Annotated in this window: 13 protein-coding genes; 8 read left to right on the top strand and 5 right to left on the bottom strand. The window is 52.9% G+C overall.

Translation table 11 applies throughout. The features are described from left to right. Window positions 1-8: 8 nt before the first annotated feature. Window positions 9-1013, bottom strand: a complete 1005-nt coding sequence (gene argC / locus JSN25_RS06485; protein WP_038636069.1) for an N-acetyl-gamma-glutamyl-phosphate reductase — start codon at window positions 1011-1013, stop codon at window positions 9-11. Between the two features lie 155 nt (window positions 1014-1168). Here argC and argE point away from each other — a divergent pair, with 155 nt between their 5' ends. The 6 genes from argE to gldA all read left to right on the top strand — a co-directional run bounded on the left by argE (window position 1169) and on the right by gldA (window position 10165). Next, window positions 1169-2320: an acetylornithine deacetylase gene (gene argE / locus JSN25_RS06480; RefSeq protein WP_038636066.1), complete on the top strand. Its 1152-nt coding sequence runs from the start codon at window positions 1169-1171 to the stop codon at window positions 2318-2320. A gap of 279 nt (window positions 2321-2599) precedes the next feature. Then, window positions 2600-5251: a phosphoenolpyruvate carboxylase gene (gene ppc / locus JSN25_RS06475; RefSeq protein ID WP_087856670.1), complete on the top strand. Its 2652-nt coding sequence runs from the start codon at window positions 2600-2602 to the stop codon at window positions 5249-5251. A gap of 210 nt (window positions 5252-5461) precedes the next feature. Continuing rightward, entirely contained in the window at window positions 5462-7195 is a 1734-nt protein-coding gene (locus JSN25_RS06470; protein WP_204525545.1) for a phosphoethanolamine transferase CptA, read from the top strand. A gap of 85 nt (window positions 7196-7280) precedes the next feature. After that, window positions 7281-8141, top strand: a complete 861-nt coding sequence (locus tag JSN25_RS06465; RefSeq protein WP_204525544.1) for an AraC family transcriptional regulator — start codon at window positions 7281-7283, stop codon at window positions 8139-8141. A 245-nt stretch (window positions 8142-8386) separates the two neighbouring features. After that, window positions 8387-9049, top strand: a complete 663-nt coding sequence (gene fsa / locus JSN25_RS06460) for a fructose-6-phosphate aldolase (protein WP_038636057.1) — start codon at window positions 8387-8389, stop codon at window positions 9047-9049. A gap of 12 nt (window positions 9050-9061) precedes the next feature. Next, window positions 9062-10165, top strand: a complete 1104-nt coding sequence (gldA, locus tag JSN25_RS06455) for a bifunctional L-1,2-propanediol dehydrogenase/glycerol dehydrogenase (RefSeq protein ID WP_038636055.1) — start codon at window positions 9062-9064, stop codon at window positions 10163-10165. Window positions 10166-10249: 84 nt separating this feature from the next. On the opposite strand, the gene katG is transcribed toward gldA, so the two are convergent. The 3 genes from katG to JSN25_RS06440 all read right to left on the bottom strand — a co-directional run bounded on the left by katG (window position 10250) and on the right by JSN25_RS06440 (window position 14551). After that, window positions 10250-12430 (bottom strand): catalase/peroxidase HPI, encoded by a 2181-nt coding sequence (katG, locus tag JSN25_RS06450; protein ID WP_204525543.1) that lies wholly within the window; start codon window positions 12428-12430, stop codon window positions 10250-10252. A gap of 167 nt (window positions 12431-12597) precedes the next feature. Beyond that, window positions 12598-13485, bottom strand: a complete 888-nt coding sequence (metF, locus tag JSN25_RS06445; RefSeq protein ID WP_038636049.1) for a methylenetetrahydrofolate reductase — start codon at window positions 13483-13485, stop codon at window positions 12598-12600. A 157-nt stretch (window positions 13486-13642) separates the two neighbouring features. Next, on the bottom strand, window positions 13643-14551 hold the full coding sequence (locus tag JSN25_RS06440) for a LysR family transcriptional regulator (protein WP_204525542.1): 909 nt from the start codon (window positions 14549-14551) through the stop codon (window positions 13643-13645). An 89-nt stretch (window positions 14552-14640) separates the two neighbouring features. Between JSN25_RS06440 and JSN25_RS06435 the strand changes: the two genes are divergently transcribed. After that, window positions 14641-15018, top strand: a complete 378-nt coding sequence (locus JSN25_RS06435) for a carboxymuconolactone decarboxylase family protein (RefSeq protein WP_061382562.1) — start codon at window positions 14641-14643, stop codon at window positions 15016-15018. A gap of 38 nt (window positions 15019-15056) precedes the next feature. Here JSN25_RS06435 and JSN25_RS06430 read toward each other — a convergent pair whose 3' ends face one another. Further along, window positions 15057-16613 carry a bifunctional metallophosphatase/5'-nucleotidase gene (locus JSN25_RS06430; RefSeq protein ID WP_204525541.1) on the bottom strand — a complete coding sequence of 519 codons (1557 nt, stop codon included), beginning with the start codon at window positions 16611-16613 and terminating at the stop codon, window positions 15057-15059. 133 nt (window positions 16614-16746) lie between these two features. On the opposite strand from JSN25_RS06430, the gene JSN25_RS06425 reads away from it, so the two are divergent. Then, window positions 16747-17931 (top strand): cytoplasmic protein, encoded by a 1185-nt coding sequence (locus JSN25_RS06425; RefSeq protein WP_204525540.1) that lies wholly within the window; start codon window positions 16747-16749, stop codon window positions 17929-17931. Window positions 17932-17956 lie beyond the last annotated feature (25 nt).

Here is a 17956-nt window from a genome sequence, read left to right as displayed (position 1 = left end):
TTGCACCCTTAAATAAGAGACTGCGTTTCAGCAAAGCCGAAACGGATATTTGCGCACTGCATCGCCTGTGCCGCCGCGCCTTTTAATAAGTTATCTTCGGTCGCCACCACGATCAGATGCTCTCCCTGCACGGCAAACCCGATGTCACAAAACGGTAAGCCCACCACATTCTTCAGAGCCGGAACGCCTTTGTCGTACAGACGTACCAGTGGTTTATCGCCATAGGCTTGTTGCAGTGTCTGGGCCACCTGCGCATGGGTTACGCCCGCTTTCAGACGGCAGGTGATCGTTTCCAGAATTCCGCGCGGGAAGTTCCCCAGATGCGGAGTGAAGATCACTTCCGCGCCGAGGTGAGTTGCGATTTCCGGCTGATGACGATGGGTAAACACGCCATAGGGCTGCAGGCTCACTTCGCAAAAGCTGTTCGAGATAGCCGCTTTACGGCCTGCCCCGCTGACGCCGCTGGTCGCATTAATCACCGGCCACTGGCTGAGATCCAGCAGTCCGCCGTCAATCAGTGGTTTCAGCGACAACTGCGCCGCCGTCGGATAACAACCCGGTACGGCAACCAGATTCGCTTCTTTCAGTTGCTCTGCGCTCCACTCCGCCAGACCGTACACCGCCTGCTTCAGCAGTTCGGGGTGCTGATGGGTAAAGCCATAATATTTTTCATAGAACGCGCTATCGTTAACACGAAACGCGCCTGAAAGATCAAACACCACACATCCGGCCTGCAGAAACTGCGGGGCCAGGTCATGACTGACCTCATGCGCTGTAGCGAGGAACACAATGTCCACCCCTGCGCTAAACTCGCTGATATCCGACATTGGCTGCAACGGTAAATCGACAATGCCTTTCAACTGCGGATGCAAATCGGAGATGAGTTTTCCTGCATCATTGCTTTGCGCTGAGACGGTCAAAGCGGTTATGTTCATATCAGGATGGCGATTTACATAGGTCACAAGCTCTGCGCCGGCATAGCCGCTGGCGCCCACAATCAGCGTATTCAACATCGGGGCAGCTCACCTTCTTAGATTCTGTTGCCAGGTATAAGCCTTTATCACCTCACCTTACACTTGGTGGGTTTTATTACGCTCAACGTTAATGTATTTTTATTCATAAATACTGCATGAATATTGATACTATCATGACCCGAGGTGTGTCAACAATGAAAAACAATTTACCGCCATTTATCGAGATTTACCGCGCTCTGATTGCCACGCCATCGATTAGCGCCACCGAAGAAGCACTGGATCAAAGCAATGCAGGTTTAATCACTCTGCTGGCGGGCTGGTTCAAAGATTTAGGCTTCAATGTAGAGGTTCAGCCGGTCCCCGATACGCGCAATAAATTCAATATGCTGGCGAGCATTGGACAAGGGGCTGGCGGTCTGTTGTTAGCGGGTCATACCGATACCGTGCCGTTTGACGACGGACGCTGGACGCGCGATCCGTTCACCCTGACAGAGCATGACAATAAGCTCTACGGCCTGGGTACGGCAGATATGAAAGGCTTCTTCGCGTTTATCCTCGATGCGCTGCGCGACGTCGACGTAGCGAAGCTGAAAAAGCCCCTCTACATTTTGGCCACTGCCGACGAAGAGACCAGCATGGCGGGGGCGCGCTACTTTTCTGAAACCACCGCTCTGCGCCCGGACTGCGCGATCATTGGCGAACCCACCTCCCTGCAGCCGGTGCGTGCGCACAAAGGGCATATCTCTAATGCAATTCGCATTTTGGGGCAGTCGGGTCACTCAAGCGATCCAGCGCGTGGCGTCAATGCGATTGAACTCATGCATGATGCTATCGGCCATATCATGACTCTGCGCGATGACCTGAAAGAACGCTATCACCATGACGCTTTTACCGTTCCGTACCCGACGTTAAATTTGGGTCATATCCACGGTGGCGACGCCGCCAACCGAATCTGCGCCTGCTGCGAGCTGCATATGGATATTCGCCCGCTGCCCGGCATGACGCTCAACGATCTTAATGGTTTACTTAACGATGCGCTGGCCCCTGTCAGCGAGCGTTGGCCGGGTCGCCTGACGGTGTCGGAACTGCATCCGCCTATTCCTGGCTATGAGTGTCCGCCAGACCATCAGTTGGTTGAAGTCGTCGAAAAACTGCTGGGAGCGCAAACGGAAGTGGTGAACTACTGCACTGAAGCGCCGTTTATCCAGACGCTTTGCCCGACGCTGGTGTTGGGCCCAGGCTCCATTAATCAGGCACATCAGCCAGATGAATACCTGGAAACACGCTTCATTAAGCCAACTCGCGAATTGATCACCCAGGTTGTGCATCATTTCTGCTGGCATTAATCGTTTATAACCTTGCTCATCCTTCAGCGGTGAGCAAGGTCATTTATTAACATTTTCATAAGCACAGCTTATTTGATTCGATGTGAATTAAATAACGTAAATTCCCGCCATTTTTTCGTTTGCTGAACCGATTTCGCAGCAATTGACGTCACGAGTTTTACGTGGCTTTATAAAAGACGGCAAAAAAATTAAGTCCGAAAAATTTCACGTTGCAGCAGTGTTGACGGCGGCGCGAAAGATACAGGACATTTACAAAAGAGATGGGGTGTCTGGGTAAATATGAACGAACAATATTCCGCGTTGCGTAGTAATGTCAGTATGCTCGGCAAAGTGCTGGGAGAGACCATTAAGGATGCGCTGGGAGAGCACATTCTTGATCGCGTAGAAACAATCCGTAAGCTGTCCAAATCATCCCGCGCTGGCAATGAAGTCAATCGCCAGGAGCTACTTACGACGCTGCAAAACCTGTCTAACGACGAACTGCTGCCGGTTGCCCGTGCGTTTAGCCAGTTCCTGAACCTGGCCAACACCGCCGAGCAATACCACAGCATTTCGCCCAAAGGCGAAGCAGCCAGCAACCCGGAAGTGATTGCTCGCACTCTGCGTAAATTGAAAGACCAGCCCAATCTCGATGAAGCCACCATCAAAAAAGCCGTGGAGTCACTCTCCCTGGAGCTGGTTCTGACTGCCCACCCGACAGAAATCACCCGTCGTACGTTGATCCATAAAATGGGCGAAGTAAACGCCTGTCTCAAACAGCTTGATAACAAAGATCTCGTCGATTATGAACGCCATCAACTGATGCGCCGTCTGCGCCAGTTGATTGCCCAGTCCTGGCATACGGATGAGATCCGCAAGATACGCCCAAGCCCGGTTGATGAAGCCAAATGGGGCTTCGCCGTGGTCGAAAACAGCCTGTGGGAAGGCGTGCCGAACTATCTGCGCGAACTGAACGAACAGTTAGAAGAGAATCTGGGTTATAAGCTGCCCGTTGATTTTGTTCCGGTTCGCTTTACCTCCTGGATGGGCGGCGACCGTGACGGCAACCCGAACGTGACGGCGGATATCACCCGTCACGTGCTATTGCTCAGCCGTTGGAAAGCCACCGACCTGTTCCTGAAAGACATTCAGTTTCTGATCTCTGAACTGTCGATGGTGGATGCCACGCCGGAACTGCTGGCGCTGGTCGGCGAAGAAGGCTCAGCAGAACCATACCGTTATCTGATGAAAACCCTGCGTTCACGTCTGATGGCAACTCAAGCCTGGCTGGAAGCCCGCCTGAAAGGCGAGAAATTACCGAAACCTGCCGGCCTTCTCACCCAAAACGAACAGCTCTGGGATCCGCTGTACGCGTGTTACCAGTCTCTGCAAGCCTGTGGCATGGGCATCATCGCCAATGGCGAACTGCTCGACACCTTGCGCCGCGTGAAATGTTTCGGCGTGCCGCTGGTACGTATTGATATTCGTCAGGAAAGCACCCGCCACACTGAAGCGCTGGGCGAACTGACCCGGTATCTGGGCATTGGCGACTACGAAAATTGGTCAGAAGCGGATAAACAGGCTTTCTTGATCCGCGAACTGAACTCCAAGCGTCCGCTTCTGCCACGTAACTGGGAACCAAGCAATGATACCCGCGAAGTGCTCGACACCTGCCGCGTCATTGCCGAAGCTCCGTATGGCTCCATTGCCGCCTATGTTATCTCGATGGCGAAAACGCCGTCCGATGTATTGGCCGTACATCTGCTGCTGAAAGAAGCCGGGATCGGTTTTGCTATGCCGGTTGCGCCGCTGTTTGAAACACTGGACGACCTCAACAATGCTGATGACGTCATGTCCCAGCTCTTGAATATTGACTGGTACCGCGGCTTTATTCAGGGCAAACAGATGGTCATGATTGGCTACTCTGACTCCGCAAAAGACGCGGGGGTAATGGCGGCCTCCTGGGCGCAATATCAGGCTCAGGACGCGTTGATCAAAACGTGTGAAAAAGCCGGAATCGAGCTGACGCTGTTCCATGGCCGCGGTGGTTCCATTGGTCGCGGCGGCGCGCCTGCGCATGCCGCACTGCTTTCTCAACCGCCAGGCAGCCTGAAAGGTGGCCTGCGCGTGACGGAACAAGGTGAGATGATCCGCTTTAAGTATGGCCTGCCGGAAGTGACCATCAGCAGCCTGTCGCTATATACCGCAGCCATCCTTGAGGCCAACCTGTTACCGCCGCCAGAGCCGAAGGATAACTGGCGCCATATCATGGATGAGCTTTCTGATATCTCGTGTGAGCTCTACCGTGGATATGTACGTGAAAACAAAGACTTCGTCCCTTACTTCCGCTCCGCAACCCCAGAGCAGGAACTGGGTAAATTGCCGCTCGGCTCACGTCCGGCAAAACGCCGCCCGACTGGTGGGGTAGAGTCTCTGCGCGCCATTCCATGGATCTTTGCCTGGACGCAGAACCGCCTGATGCTCCCGGCATGGCTGGGGGCAGGCACCGCGCTGCAAAAAGTGGTGGAAGACGGTAAGCAAAGCGAACTCGAAGCAATGTGCCGCGACTGGCCATTCTTCTCCACACGCCTTGGCATGCTGGAAATGGTTTTCGCTAAAGCAGACCTGTGGCTGGCTGAATACTACGATCAACGTCTGGTCAAAAAAGAGTTGTGGCCGCTCGGCGAAGAACTGCGTCAGCGCCTGGAAGCAGATATCGACGTCGTGCTGGCGATTGCCAATGACTCACATTTGATGGCCGACCTGCCGTGGATTGCCGAGTCCATCCAGTTAAGGAATGTTTATACCGATCCGCTGAACGTTTTACAGGCAGAGCTGTTACACCGCTCGCGCCTGGCGGAAGAGCAAGGCAATGCGCCAGATCCACGCGTTGAACAAGCGCTGATGGTAACCATCGCAGGTGTTGCTGCCGGTATGCGCAATACAGGCTAACGTCCCCTCCCGTCGCCTTCGTGCTATTGCGCGAAGGCGACATCAAAAATCGCTGTTATAACAGCTTCATTTTCAATATATTCCCGCCTGAATTTATTCATTTAATGAATGGATCATCAACAAAACGCGTTTTTTAACATCGCGACGCTTCAGTTCCTCTTAATATTTACCCGCTACTCTTGGCGACACGATTAAAGACAGGCTCACACTATGCAATCCTTACAACCCCAGTCTAAACCTGCATTTAGCTGGAAAGCCCTGGGTTGGGCGCTCCTCTATTTTTGGTTTTTTTCCTCATTACTGCAGGCCGTTATCTACTTTAGCGGCTACAGCGGATCTACCGGTTTACGCGACTCCTTGCTATTCAGTTCGCTGTGGTTGATTCCGGTATTTTTATTTCCAAACCGTATCCGTATTATTGCTGCCGTTATTGGTGTCATGCTATGGGCTGCCTCGTTGGCCGCTCTGAGCTATTACGTCATCTACGGGCAAGAGTTCTCGCAAAGCGTTCTGTACGTAATGTTCGAAACCAATGCGAACGAAGCCAGCGAATATCTGAGCCAATATTTCAGTCTGAAGATTGTGTTAATCGCGCTGGCGTATACGGCAATGGCGATTCTGCTGTGGACGCGTCTGCGCCCTGTTCATATTCCATCGCCCTGGCGCTATCTGGTGTCGTTTGCGCTGTTATATGGCTTGATTCTGCACCCAATGGCGGTTAACACGTTCATCAAACATAAACCGTTTGAAAAAACGTTGGATGGTCTCGCTTCGCGTATGGAGCCCGCCGCGCCGTGGCAATTTATCTCCGGGTATTATCAGTATCGCCAGCAGTTGACCTCGCTCAATAGCCTGCTGAATGAAAACAATGCCCTGCCTCCGCTGGCCAACTTTAAAGACCATTCCGGTGACGCGCCACGCACATTAGTGCTGGTGATTGGTGAGTCAACGCAGCGTGGTCGTATGAGCCTGTATGGTTACCCGCGTGAAACCACACCGGAACTGGATGCGCTGCATAAAACCGATCCTAACTTCACCGTTTTCAATAATGTCGTGACCTCACGTCCGTATACCATTGAAATCCTGCAGCAGGCGCTGACCTTTGCCAACGAGAAGAACCCGGATCTGTATCTGACCCAGCCATCCCTGATGAACATGATGAAACAGGCGGGTTATAAAACCTTCTGGATCACCAATCAGCAGACAATGACTGCCCGCAACACCATGCTGACGGTATTCTCTAAGCAGACAGATAAGCAGTTCTATATGAACCAGCAGCGTACGCAAAGCGCACGCGAGTATGACAGCAATGTGCTGGCGCCATTTAAAGAAGTCCTGGCCGACCCGGCGCCGAAAAAATTCATCATCGTTCACCTGCTGGGTACCCATATTAAGTATAAATTCCGTTATCCGGATGGTCAGGGCAAGTTCGACAACAATATCGACAATGTTCCCCCTGGCCTGGGTAATGATGAGCTGGAAGCCTACAACGATTACGACAGCGCGAATGTCTACAATGACCACATCATTGCCAGCCTGATCAAAGACTACAAAGCGACCGATCCGAACGGTTTCCTGTTGTACTTCTCCGATCACGGTGAAGAGGTGTACGACACGCCGCCGCATAAAACGCAGGGCCGTAATGAAGACAATCCGACACGCCATATGTATACGGTGCCGTTCTTATTGTGGACCTCGGAAAAATGGCAGGCCGCGCACCCTCGGGATTTCTCACAGGATGTGAATCGTAAATACAGCAGCTCAGAGCTAATCCATACCTGGTCTGATTTAGCGGGCTTCACTTACGATGGCTTCGAGCCAACGCGTTCCATTACCAGCCCACAGTTTAAAGAGACGACTCGCTGGATTGGCAATCCATACAAGAAGAATGCCCTGATTGATTACGATACCTTGCCTTACGGCGATCAAATCGGTAATCAATAATCCCACACAGGCCATTCTTTAAGAGTGGCCTTTTTTTATGATGGCGGTTACTGTTCTCCCTGTCTGCTGCCTGCAAGGGATTAACATGTATCACGACATCAGCCATCTTCTCGCCCGCCTGATTAACGGCCCCACACCGCTGCGCCAGATTTACTTTGCCAGCACCAGTAGCTCAGTGCCGGAACTGGCATATCAGGTTGATTTTCCCCGGCTGGAGATTGTGCTGGAAGGAGATCTCACCGATCAGGGTATTGCCGGCGCAGCCGCGACGTTACTACCTGGCGATGTCCTGTTCGTTCCGGCCGGCGGCTGGAACTTTCCGCAATGGCTCACACCGGTCACCACGCTCAGCATTCTGTTCAGCAAGCAGCAGTTGGGTTTCAACGTCGTTCAGTGGGACGGCAAGCAATATCAAAACCTCGCCAGGCAGCATGTCGCACGGCGTGGACCGCGTATTGGCTCTTTCCTGCTGCAAACGCTTAATGAAATACAGATGCAGCCGCAGGAGCAGCAAACGGCCAGGCTAATCGTCGCGAGCTTGCTGAGCCACTGTCGCGATCTGCTCGGCAGCCAAATACAGACCGCGTCGCGCAGTCAGGCGCTGTTCGAAGCCATTCGCGACTATATTGACGAACGCTACGCTTCACCGCTGACCCGGGAATCGGTCGCGCAAGCGTTCTACATCTCGCCCAATTACCTCTCCCACCTGTTTCAAAAAACGGGCGCAATCGGTTTTAACGAATACCTGAACCACACGCGACTTGAACACGCGAAGACGCTACTGAAGGGTTACGAGCTGAAGATCAAAGACGTGGCGCACACCTGTGGGTTTGTTGACAGCAACTACTTCTGCCGCCTGTTTCGCAAGAATACCGAGCGTTCCCCCTCAGAATATCGTCGGCAATATCACAGCCAGTTGACGGAGAAAGCGATCCATCAGCAATAAAGAAGACAAAAATAATATTAACTGGATTTTTGTAATATAAGAAATGAACTCATAACCCACATCACCTTAATAAACCCCACCTGCAACTGACATGTGAAGTAAGTCTCACTTTTGTCGATACATTACATTTATCCAGCTTTTGGCAGATTTGTCAGATAGCGCCATGCGGCGAAACACTCTTATCCTGTGCACAACAACGCATTCCGGCAACGGGCTGCTCACGCAAAATTAAGAGGATGTTTTGTATGGAACTTTACCTTGATACCGCCAACGTCGCGGAAGTCGAACGTCTGGCCCGTATCTTCCCTATCGCGGGAGTCACCACCAACCCAAGCATTGTGGCGGCAAGCAAAGAATCCATCTGGGATGTGCTGCCGCGCCTGCAAAACGCCATTGGCGAAGAGGGCATTCTTTTTGCCCAAACCATGAGCCGCGACGCGCAGGGGATGGTGGAAGAAGCCAAACGTCTGAGCAATGCCGTACCGGGTATCGTAGTGAAAATCCCCGTTACTGCTGAAGGTCTGGCCGCCATCAGGTTACTGAAAAAAGAGGGTATCACCACCCTGGGAACCGCCGTGTACAGTGCTTCGCAAGGTCTACTGGCCGCGCTGGCTGGCGCAAAATATATCGCGCCATATGTTAACCGCATTGACGCTCAGGGCGGCGACGGGATCCGCACAGTACAGGAACTGCAAACGCTACTGGAGCTACATGCGCCAAACAGCATGGTACTGGCGGCCAGCTTTAAAACCCCGCGTCAGGCGCTCGATTGCTTACTGGCAGGATGTGAAGCAATTACCCTGCCCTTAGACGTAGCGCAACAAATGCTCAATACCCCTGCGGTAGAGTCAGCAATAGAGAAGTTTGAGCAGGACTGGAACAACGCATTTGGTCACATCAACCTGTGAGGGAAATAAAGTATGGATCGCATTATTCAATCACCTGGTAAGTACATCCAGGGTGCCGATGTTATTACCCGTCTTGGCAGCTATCTCAAACCACTGGCAGCACGCTGGCTGGTTGTTGGGGACAAGTTTGTCTTAGGCTTCGCACAGTCCGCACTGGAAAAAAGCTTCCAGGATGCCGGACTGGCGCTGGAGATCGCGCCTTTTGGCGGCGAATGTTCGCAAAACGAAATCGACCGTTTGCGCGGCGTGGCGGAAAAAGCGCAGTGTGGCGCAGTACTCGGTATTGGCGGCGGGAAAACGCTGGATACCGCCAAAGCGCTGGCGCACTTTATGGGCGTGCCTGTCGCCATTGCGCCAACCATCGCCTCTACCGATGCACCGTGCAGCGCGCTGTCCGTCATTTACACCGATGCGGGTGAATTCGATCGCTATCTGCTACTGCCGAACAACCCGGACAGGGTCATTGTGGATACTAAAATAGTCGCGGGCGCACCGGCACGTCTGTTAGCCGCAGGCATCGGCGATGCGTTGGCGACCTGGTTCGAAGCGCGTGCCTGTTCACGCAGCGGCGCAACCACCATGGCGGGTGGTCAGTGCACCCAGGCGGCGCTGGCTCTGGCTGAGCTGTGCTTTAATACGTTGATAGAAGAAGGTGAAAAAGCGATGCTGGCAGCCGAGCAGCACGTGGTTACGCCTGCGCTGGAGCGCGTTATTGAAGCCAATACCTATCTTAGCGGCGTCGGTTTTGAAAGCGGTGGTCTGGCAGCGGCTCACGCCATTCATAACGGCCTGACGGCGATCCCGGATGCGCATCATTACTACCACGGCGAAAAAGTGGCGTTTGGTACGCTGACGCAATTGGTGCTGGAAAACGCGCCGGTCGATGAGATCGAAACCGTGGCGGCGCTGTGTCATTCCGTTGGACTACCGATTACTCTGGCGCAACTGGACATCAAACAGGATATCCCGGCGAAAATGCGCATTGTGGCAGAGGCGGCCTGTGCTGAAGGCGAAACCATCCACAACATGCCTGGCGGCGCGACCCCGGACCAGGTGTATGCCGCGTTGCTGGTCGCTGACCAGTATGGGCAGCGTTATCTGCAAGAGTGGGAATAACCTGCCAATAAAAAACCCCGCAATCGCGGGGATTTTTTATTCATACCATACCGGATATGCGCAAGCGCCATCCGGTGTTTTTGTTTACAGCAGATCGAAACGATCCAGGTTCATCACTTTCACCCATGCCGCCACAAAGTCCTTCACGAACTTCTCATGCGCATCGCTGCAGGCATAAACTTCAGCCACTGCACGCAGTACAGAGTTAGAACCAAACACCAGATCGGCGCGAGTTGCGGTGTATTTTACTTCGCCGCTCAGACGGTCACGGCCTTCAAACAGCTCTTGTGACTCATCAACCGCTTTCCATTCGTAACGCATATCCAGCAAATTGACGAAGAAGTCAGTGCTGAGTACGCCAGGACGATCGGTAAAGACGCCGTGCTGACTACCATCGAAGTTGGTGCCCAGTACGCGCATACCACCCACCAGCACGGTCATTTCCGGTGCGGTTAGCGTCAGCTGCTGCGCTTTATCAATCAACAAAGACTCAGTGGTTGATACGTCAGGGCGAGAACGATAGTTACGGAAGCCGTCCGCAATTGGCTTGAGCAGTTCAAACATCTCAATATCCGTTTGATCCTGACGCGCATCTACGCGGCCCGGCGCAAAAGGAACATTGATGCTGACACCCGCAGCGCTTGCGGCCTGCTCCACGCCTACGACGCCAGCCAGCACGATAATATCGGCCAACGACGCGGTATGGGCTGATTTATAGATACCCTCTAACACGGGCAGTACGCGTGCTGCGGTAGCATTCACATCCCAACCACGCTGTGGGTCGAGCGCCAGACGAGCGCCATTCGCGCCGCCACGTTTATCCCCACCGCGGAAGGTCGATGCAGAAGCCCATGCCACCGAAACCAGCTCGCCTACTGACAGCCCGGAAGCCGCAATGGTCGCCTTCAGGTTAAGAATATCTTCTTCGCTTGGGTTGAAGAACGCATGCGGCAACGGATCCTGCCAAATCAGATCTTCTTTTGGCACTTCCGGTCCGATGTAACGCGCTTTCGGCCCCATATCGCGGTGCGTCAGTTTAAACCACGCACGGGCAAAGGCTTCGTTGAACGCCTGCGGATCATTGAGGAAACGACGAGAGATCTTCTCGAACTCAGGATCGAAACGTAGCGTCAGGTCGGTGACCAGCATCGTCGGCTTGCGTTTTTTCTCAGGATCAAACGGATCGGGGATAATCTCCGGCGCATCCACCGCTTCGAACTGGATAGCACCAGCCGGACTGCGAGTCTGCACCCACTCATATTTGAACAGGTTCTCGAAGAAATAGTTGCTCCACTGGGTCGGCGTTTGCGTCCAGACCACTTCCAGGCCGGAAGTAATCGCGTCTGCACCCGCGCCACTACCATAGCTGCTGGCCCAGCCTAAGCCTTGCGCTTCAATCGGCGCGGATTCAGGATCGGCCCCAACGTGGGAAGCAGGTGCTGCGCCGTGGGTTTTACCTAACGTATGACCGCCGCCAATCAGCGCCACGGTTTCTTCGTCGTTCATTCCCATGTTACCGAAGGTCGCGCGAATCGCCGCGGCCGCAGAAAGCGGTTCGCCGCTATGATCCGGCCCTTCCGGGTTCACATAGATAAGACCCATTTCGGTTGCGCCCAGCGGCGTTTTTGCCAGTTCTTCCGGGTGACGGTGGGTCAGCCAGGCTTTTTCATCACCCCAGTTTACGTCGAGATCCGGTTCCCAGACATCTTCACGACCCGCGCCAAAACCGAAGGTACGGAAGCCGGAGTTTTCCAGCGCCACGTTGCCCGCGAGGATAAACAGGTCGGCCCAGGAGATTTTCTGGCCATATTTCTGCTTGATTGGCCACAGCAGACGACGCGCTTTATCCAGGCTGACGTTGTCCGGCCAGGAGTTCAGTGGTGCAAAACGCTGTTGTCCGCGACCCGCGCCACCGCGTCCATCGATGGAACGATAGGTCCCTGCCCCGTGCCATGCCATACGGATAAACAAACCGGCATAAGAGCCCCAGTCAGCAGGCCACCACGGTTGAGATTCGGACAGAAGGGCTCTGAGATCCCCTTTCAGGGCAGAATAGTCAAGTTTGCTAAATTCTTTGCGGTAGTCGAAGTCCTCACCCAGCGGGTTCGAACGATTGGAATGTTGGTTCAAAAGATCAACGCGGAGTTGATTAGGCCACCAGTCGCGGTTATTTCTTCCTGCTCCCGCGCTGTGATCCGGCCCGCCCTGATGGAAAGGACACTTACCGGCAGTTGATGCGTTCTGGCTATCGTCGGACATGCTCATCTATATGCTCCCTTTACAGTGTTATGACTACGATATACACCACCAGAGATTAGATATAGTCGAAATAACCCACAGATTCGATAGCCAGATCCTTTTATATTTTTAGTTACAGAGATGTAGATCAAAATGATCAATAAAAAACCCTCCGCAGAGGGCTGACGTACTGATTATGCCGGTCTTACTCCCAGCGTGTGACAAATTGCGTAGCTCATTTCGGCGCGATTGAGAGTATAGAAATGGAAATCTTTCACCCCTTCGCGACTGAGAATTTTCACCATATCCATGGCGATGTTTGCGCCCACCAGCTTGCGGGTTTCCGCATCATCATCCAGGCCAGCAAACATGGTCGACATCCACGCCGGAATGCGAACGTTGGTCATGTCGGCAAATTTTTTCGCCTGTTTAAAGTTAGATACCGGCAGGATGCCCGGAATAATTTCCACATCGATACCCGCAGAAACGCAGCGATCGCGAAAACGCAGATAGCTTTCTACATCGAAGAAAAATTGGGTGATCGCGCGGTTCGCACCGGCATCAACCTTACGCTTCAGGTTCAGCAGATCGGCCTGAGCGCTCTTCGCTTCCGGGTGCACTTCCGGGTAAGCCGCAACGGAAATATCAAAGTCCGCAACGTCTTTCAGCAGAGTCACCAGGTCAGAGGCATACATATCCGGTTTACCGCTCCCCGGCGGCAGGTCACCGCGCAGGGCAACAATATGACGAATACCGTTATTCCAGTAGTCCTGAGCAATAGTGCGCAGCTCATCGCGGGTCGCATCAATACAGGTCAGGTGCGGCGCCGCTTCAAGCCCGGTGCGATCCTTGATCCCTTTAATAATGCTATGCGTGCGGTCGCGCTCACCAGAGTTTGCACCGTAAGTGACTGAAACAAACTTCGGCTTCAGGCTGCTCAGGCGATCGATAGAGTTCCACAGGGTTTGCTCCATTTCACTGGTGCGCGGCGGGAAAAATTCGAAAGAAACGTTAATCTGCCCCTGTACTTCGGCCAGACTCTGATTCAGCGCTTCCCGCTGGTTGGCGTGAAAAAAGCTCATACCTTACCTCATCAATCTTTTGTCGTTATATGTTGTGTTGTGAACTGCTATACGTTTAGACGTCTAGATGTAAAAATGACGGAAAAGCACGCTGGCGTCAACACAAAAATCATCGTTAAAGGTGAGGAATACTCAGTCAACGTGAAAATAATTCACATCAACCTGAAAGACCGAGGGATTGGTTCACAACCGTCTGCAACCACTGCAACGTTGCTTCGCTCTCAGGCAGCATTACCAGTCCCACGTGGATACGCAATTCGGAATCGGTAAGCAGCAGAAATATCACGCCCTGACGCTGGATAGCGGAAAAGGAGGCCGGGAGTAAACTCAGACCGTCGCCATGCGCGATCCGCGCCAGCAGCACGTCATGTTCCAGCGGCTCTTCAATACAGGCTGGAGAGTAACCGGCGCGGCGAAAAATATGTCGGGTGTAATCAAAAAAGGCAGGATTCCGTTCGCGTTTAAACCAGAACAGTGGTCGGTGGTTCAGCGTCGTTAATGAGAGTGACGGCAGGCTCGCCTCTGGCCAGATCGCGGGTAATGCGGCAATCATCGGCTCTTGCCAGCCGAGTGGCATGACGGTAAGCCCGGGAGTCTCAAGCGGTAACGCCACCAGCGCTGCATCCAGTTTTCCCCGACGAACCTGACGCACCAGCTCAGGCGAACCATGACGAACAATATGTAGCCTCTCCGTACGCTCGTGTAGCTGCGATTCAAGCGGAGCAAAAACACCTTGTTCAAACGCCGTACTTAGCCCCAGGCGCAGAGAGTGCTCCCCAGCTTGCGCTAACTGGCTCAACGTCGCGCAGGTTTCTTCGTACATCGTCAGCACTGGGCGCACTATTTCAAGTACGCGCAGACCGTCTTCCGTCAGCGTCAGCCCACGGGTATGACGGACAAAAAGCGTCATCCCCAGACGTTCTTCAAGCTGGCGAATGTGGCGACTCAGCGGCGGCTGCGACATAAATAAACGTTGCGCCGCCCGGCTCATATTGTTCTCTTCCGCTACTACGGAAAAATAACGCAGCAGACGAATATCCAGAGAGTGCAAAGGCGATGTTGTCATACCAAAAAGGTATCACGGAAACGGTATTATCCCAATCATTCTGCACGCTCTATCCTCAGGCTATATACCAGACAAATGAGGAAGAGATTATGCATTCAGAACGCTTTATTACCGGTCAGAAGATGCTGCAAAAAGTGGATGGTAAAGGGGGCGATGCGGTCATCGAAAGTCTGCAAGATATTGCGCCAGACTTCGCCCGCTACCTGCTTGAATTTCCTTTTGGCGACATCTATTCAAGACCGGGATTGGATTTACGCAGTAGAGAGATTGCTACCGTCGCGGCGTTAACGGCGCTGGGTAATGCCGCCCCGCAGTTGAAAGTGCATATTGGCGCGGCATTACACGTTGGCTTAACACAGGATGAGATCGTAGAAGTAATTATGCAGATGGCCGTATACGCTGGCTTTCCGGCCGCGTTGAATGGTCTGTTCGCCGCGAAAGAGGTGTTTGCCTCCCACAGAGGCTAAAACAACAGGCCAGCGGCTTGTCTGCTGGCCTGAACGCGTTACTTTTTCACATCTTCCACACGCATGCCTTTCAGTTGCTCATCCGTCAGCGTATTTCCCGCTTTGAAATAATCAACGACGGCATTAGAGACATAGTAACCGCCGGATGTATTACGCGCTGTGCCTTCGGTGAATGCCGTAAAACCATCACCGCCGTCTGCCAGAAAACTATTGGTGGCAATGTGATAAATCACAGCGTCCTCAATTGGCTTGCCGTTTAGCGTCAATACGGTGACCCGCTGGCCAACCGGTTTGCTGCTGTCGTACTTCATCTCAAACCCTTTGGATACCTGTAGTACGCCGTTGCTTAAACCCGCGCCGTGCTCCATCAAACTACGCAGTTGCTTACCGGTAAGATCCATCGTAGACAGCTCGTTCGGGAACGGGAAGGTACTAATAACTGCGCCCATCGTAATCGCACCTGCCTGGATTTCATTACGAATGCCGCCTGAGTTGGTAAGCGCTAACTGGGTATCTTTACCCGCCGCAGCCAGTAATGCATCCGCCGCCAGATTCCCCAACGAGGAGGATTCTCCGTAAGCACGCGTCAGCTCAACCGGAGAGTTGGCAACCGTCTGTTGTACCACTTCATCAAGCTTTTTATTCCAGCCATCAATCACCTGTTTCGTCTGCGGATCGGGTTTCCACTCATCGGCGTAGATCGTCTTCAGCTCGAAATTCTTCACGGTAAATTGATGCGGTTTTTGCTGGTAATCCAACACCAGTTTACCGACATCAATACCGCCGCTGTCGGTGGAGAGAATTAAGGTATTACCGACTTTAATCGGCTCTGGCGTGCCCACATGCGCATGGCCGGTGATCAGGATATCCAGGCCATGCACCTGACCTGCAGTCTGGATATCTTTATCCAGCGCACGACGCACATCTGTACTTCCCTGGCTGGACTGACGCGCCGGCGTACCTTCGTGGATCAACGCCACCGTCAGATCGACCTTACCTTTTAATTCATCGATATAACGTTGTAGCCACTTCACCTCATCCCGCGCCTCAATGCCAACGCGCGTCGCAGCCGAAACCGTATCATCAAAAGCAAACACACCGTGCAGACCTATGACGCCAATCTTTACGCCATCTTTTTCAATAATGGTCCAGGGCTTATCCCAGAACATTTTGCTGCTGTTCTGGTAAAAGATATTGCCCTGCACAATGGGGAATTTCGCCTGGCTCAGTTGCAACAACGTATTATCCCAGCCGTGATCGAACTCATGATTCCCCATAGTGACGGCATCGAAATTCATCGTATTCATGATATCGATAATCGCCTTGCCCTTTGTCAGGCTGCTGATGTACGGCCCGGTGAAGTAATCACCCGCGTCAAAGAACCAGGTCGCGCTATTTTTCGCTTTTTCCTGCTTCACCATCGTCGTGATATTGGCCCAACCGCCAATATCACGTGTGCCATTAGCAATCCACGGGACTTTATAAGGTTCGACGTGGGCATGGAGATCGTTGGTATAGATAATCGTGACGTCTTTCGCTGACGCCCATAACGGCAGCGATACCAGAACACCGACAGCAAGCATTTTTAACTTCATAATCAATCCCTTTCAGTCATATAAAGAATCGCTACGTTACGTTCTGAAAGGTTTTTTTATGTGAGAAGACTCACACCCATCGGTAATAGTTGCAGGGCAAAATCAACGACCATTAAAAATCGTTGGTAATGCGATGACTTCTCTGTTCACCATCAACTGCTGCAAGTCTTTTGGCTGCAAAAATCTGGGGCTGGCAAACTCCGTTGATTACAGCTGGCCCGATTACCGACTGGGCTACGCCGCCCTGCACTGCCGGGCATGCGGAAGTTATCCCCCGCTGTTTAACGCTGAACATTTCCGCGAGTGGTTGGCCGCCTGTTTTACACATTTTGCAATTAACAGCGGTCTTTTTTGCCCAAATTGCTATCAGCGGGAACCGATCCGTTATGGACATAACCCACAGGGAACCCAGCGCCTACAGTGCCGGAGCTGTAGAAAAGTCTGGACCCCCAGACAACCGCCATCGACGACTATTGATCCGCCAGAACAAATAGTGACGGTGCCACTGATCGTCCCTTTTCAGGGCGCAAGTGCAGATCAGAAACTGTATGTATTACTCAGTTTTGATGCTATTCGCGGCAATATTTTGCATATTTCCAGCAACTTCACTCTTCATTCTGTTGGCGAGTCAATAGTTTACCGCTGGCGCGGGATGGTCGAGGCCACAGTGAATCATGACGATGTGATCCAGCGTGTAAATCTGCGAGAAACGCAGTTTTTACGCCGCAGCCAGTTTGACGAAATTCAGTACGGCAGCGCGATGCTCAAACGTAACGCCAGCGGTGAGATTTTACGCCCGGTCATTACCGCGCATGGGCATTTCCGCGTCCTGAGCCATCTCTGGCCTACGATTAAAATGCACATCATCGCCCACGAATGCTTTCTGCGCGGCGCTGTGATTACCGCATGGGCGGAACAGTTTCGCGAACATCACACCTCGCTTTGGTTTGTGGATGAAGAAATGGGCGACGATCAACACACCAGACCCTGGCAATTACTGGGTAAAAGTTATCAGGGATGGTGGCAAAACCAGTGGCAGATTTGGCAACAGGGCAACAGGCGTAAAATGGTGTGTCTGTTAACGGAGGGTCAGGTTGAAAAAGGGGCCTCGATAACCCTGAGGGCAAGTCATCATTTTATCGCCTGGCTACAGCAACAGCCGGAATTTCGGGATAGTGCCCGTTACTCGGCCCATGCGGTGTTTCAGACGATAAGGACGCTGACGGAGAAATACAACATCCTGATCACCCAGAGCGATTTGCCCGGTGGCGCTGCCGCTTCGCGGGCCTATGGTTCGTGTCATAGCCAGGCCGGATAAGCGTAAGCGCCATCCGGCAACGCAA

The organism is Citrobacter cronae (genome assembly GCF_016893685.1).
In the GTDB taxonomy this organism is placed as follows: domain Bacteria; phylum Pseudomonadota; class Gammaproteobacteria; order Enterobacterales; family Enterobacteriaceae; genus Citrobacter; species Citrobacter werkmanii.
Note: the sequence above shows the minus strand (reverse complement) of the source record. Positions and strands in the feature narration are given on the sequence as shown.

Coding starts and splice junctions, on each gene's coding strand:
- katG (WP_204525543.1), bottom strand. CDS start 12,430: ATGAGCATGTCCGACGATAGCCAGAACGCATCAACTGCCGGTAAGTGT.
- JSN25_RS06440 (WP_204525542.1), bottom strand. CDS start 14,551: ATGACAACATCGCCTTTGCACTCTCTGGATATTCGTCTGCTGCGTTAT.
- argE (WP_038636066.1), top strand. CDS start 1,169: ATGAAAAACAATTTACCGCCATTTATCGAGATTTACCGCGCTCTGATT.
- argC (WP_038636069.1), bottom strand. CDS start 1,013: ATGTTGAATACGCTGATTGTGGGCGCCAGCGGCTATGCCGGCGCAGAG.
- metF (WP_038636049.1), bottom strand. CDS start 13,485: ATGAGCTTTTTTCACGCCAACCAGCGGGAAGCGCTGAATCAGAGTCTG.
- JSN25_RS06425 (WP_204525540.1), top strand. CDS start 16,747: ATGACTTCTCTGTTCACCATCAACTGCTGCAAGTCTTTTGGCTGCAAA.
- JSN25_RS06430 (WP_204525541.1), bottom strand. CDS start 16,613: ATGAAGTTAAAAATGCTTGCTGTCGGTGTTCTGGTATCGCTGCCGTTA.
- JSN25_RS06470 (WP_204525545.1), top strand. CDS start 5,462: ATGCAATCCTTACAACCCCAGTCTAAACCTGCATTTAGCTGGAAAGCC.
- JSN25_RS06435 (WP_061382562.1), top strand. CDS start 14,641: ATGCATTCAGAACGCTTTATTACCGGTCAGAAGATGCTGCAAAAAGTG.
- JSN25_RS06465 (WP_204525544.1), top strand. CDS start 7,281: ATGTATCACGACATCAGCCATCTTCTCGCCCGCCTGATTAACGGCCCC.
- ppc (WP_087856670.1), top strand. CDS start 2,600: ATGAACGAACAATATTCCGCGTTGCGTAGTAATGTCAGTATGCTCGGC.
- fsa (WP_038636057.1), top strand. CDS start 8,387: ATGGAACTTTACCTTGATACCGCCAACGTCGCGGAAGTCGAACGTCTG.
- gldA (WP_038636055.1), top strand. CDS start 9,062: ATGGATCGCATTATTCAATCACCTGGTAAGTACATCCAGGGTGCCGAT.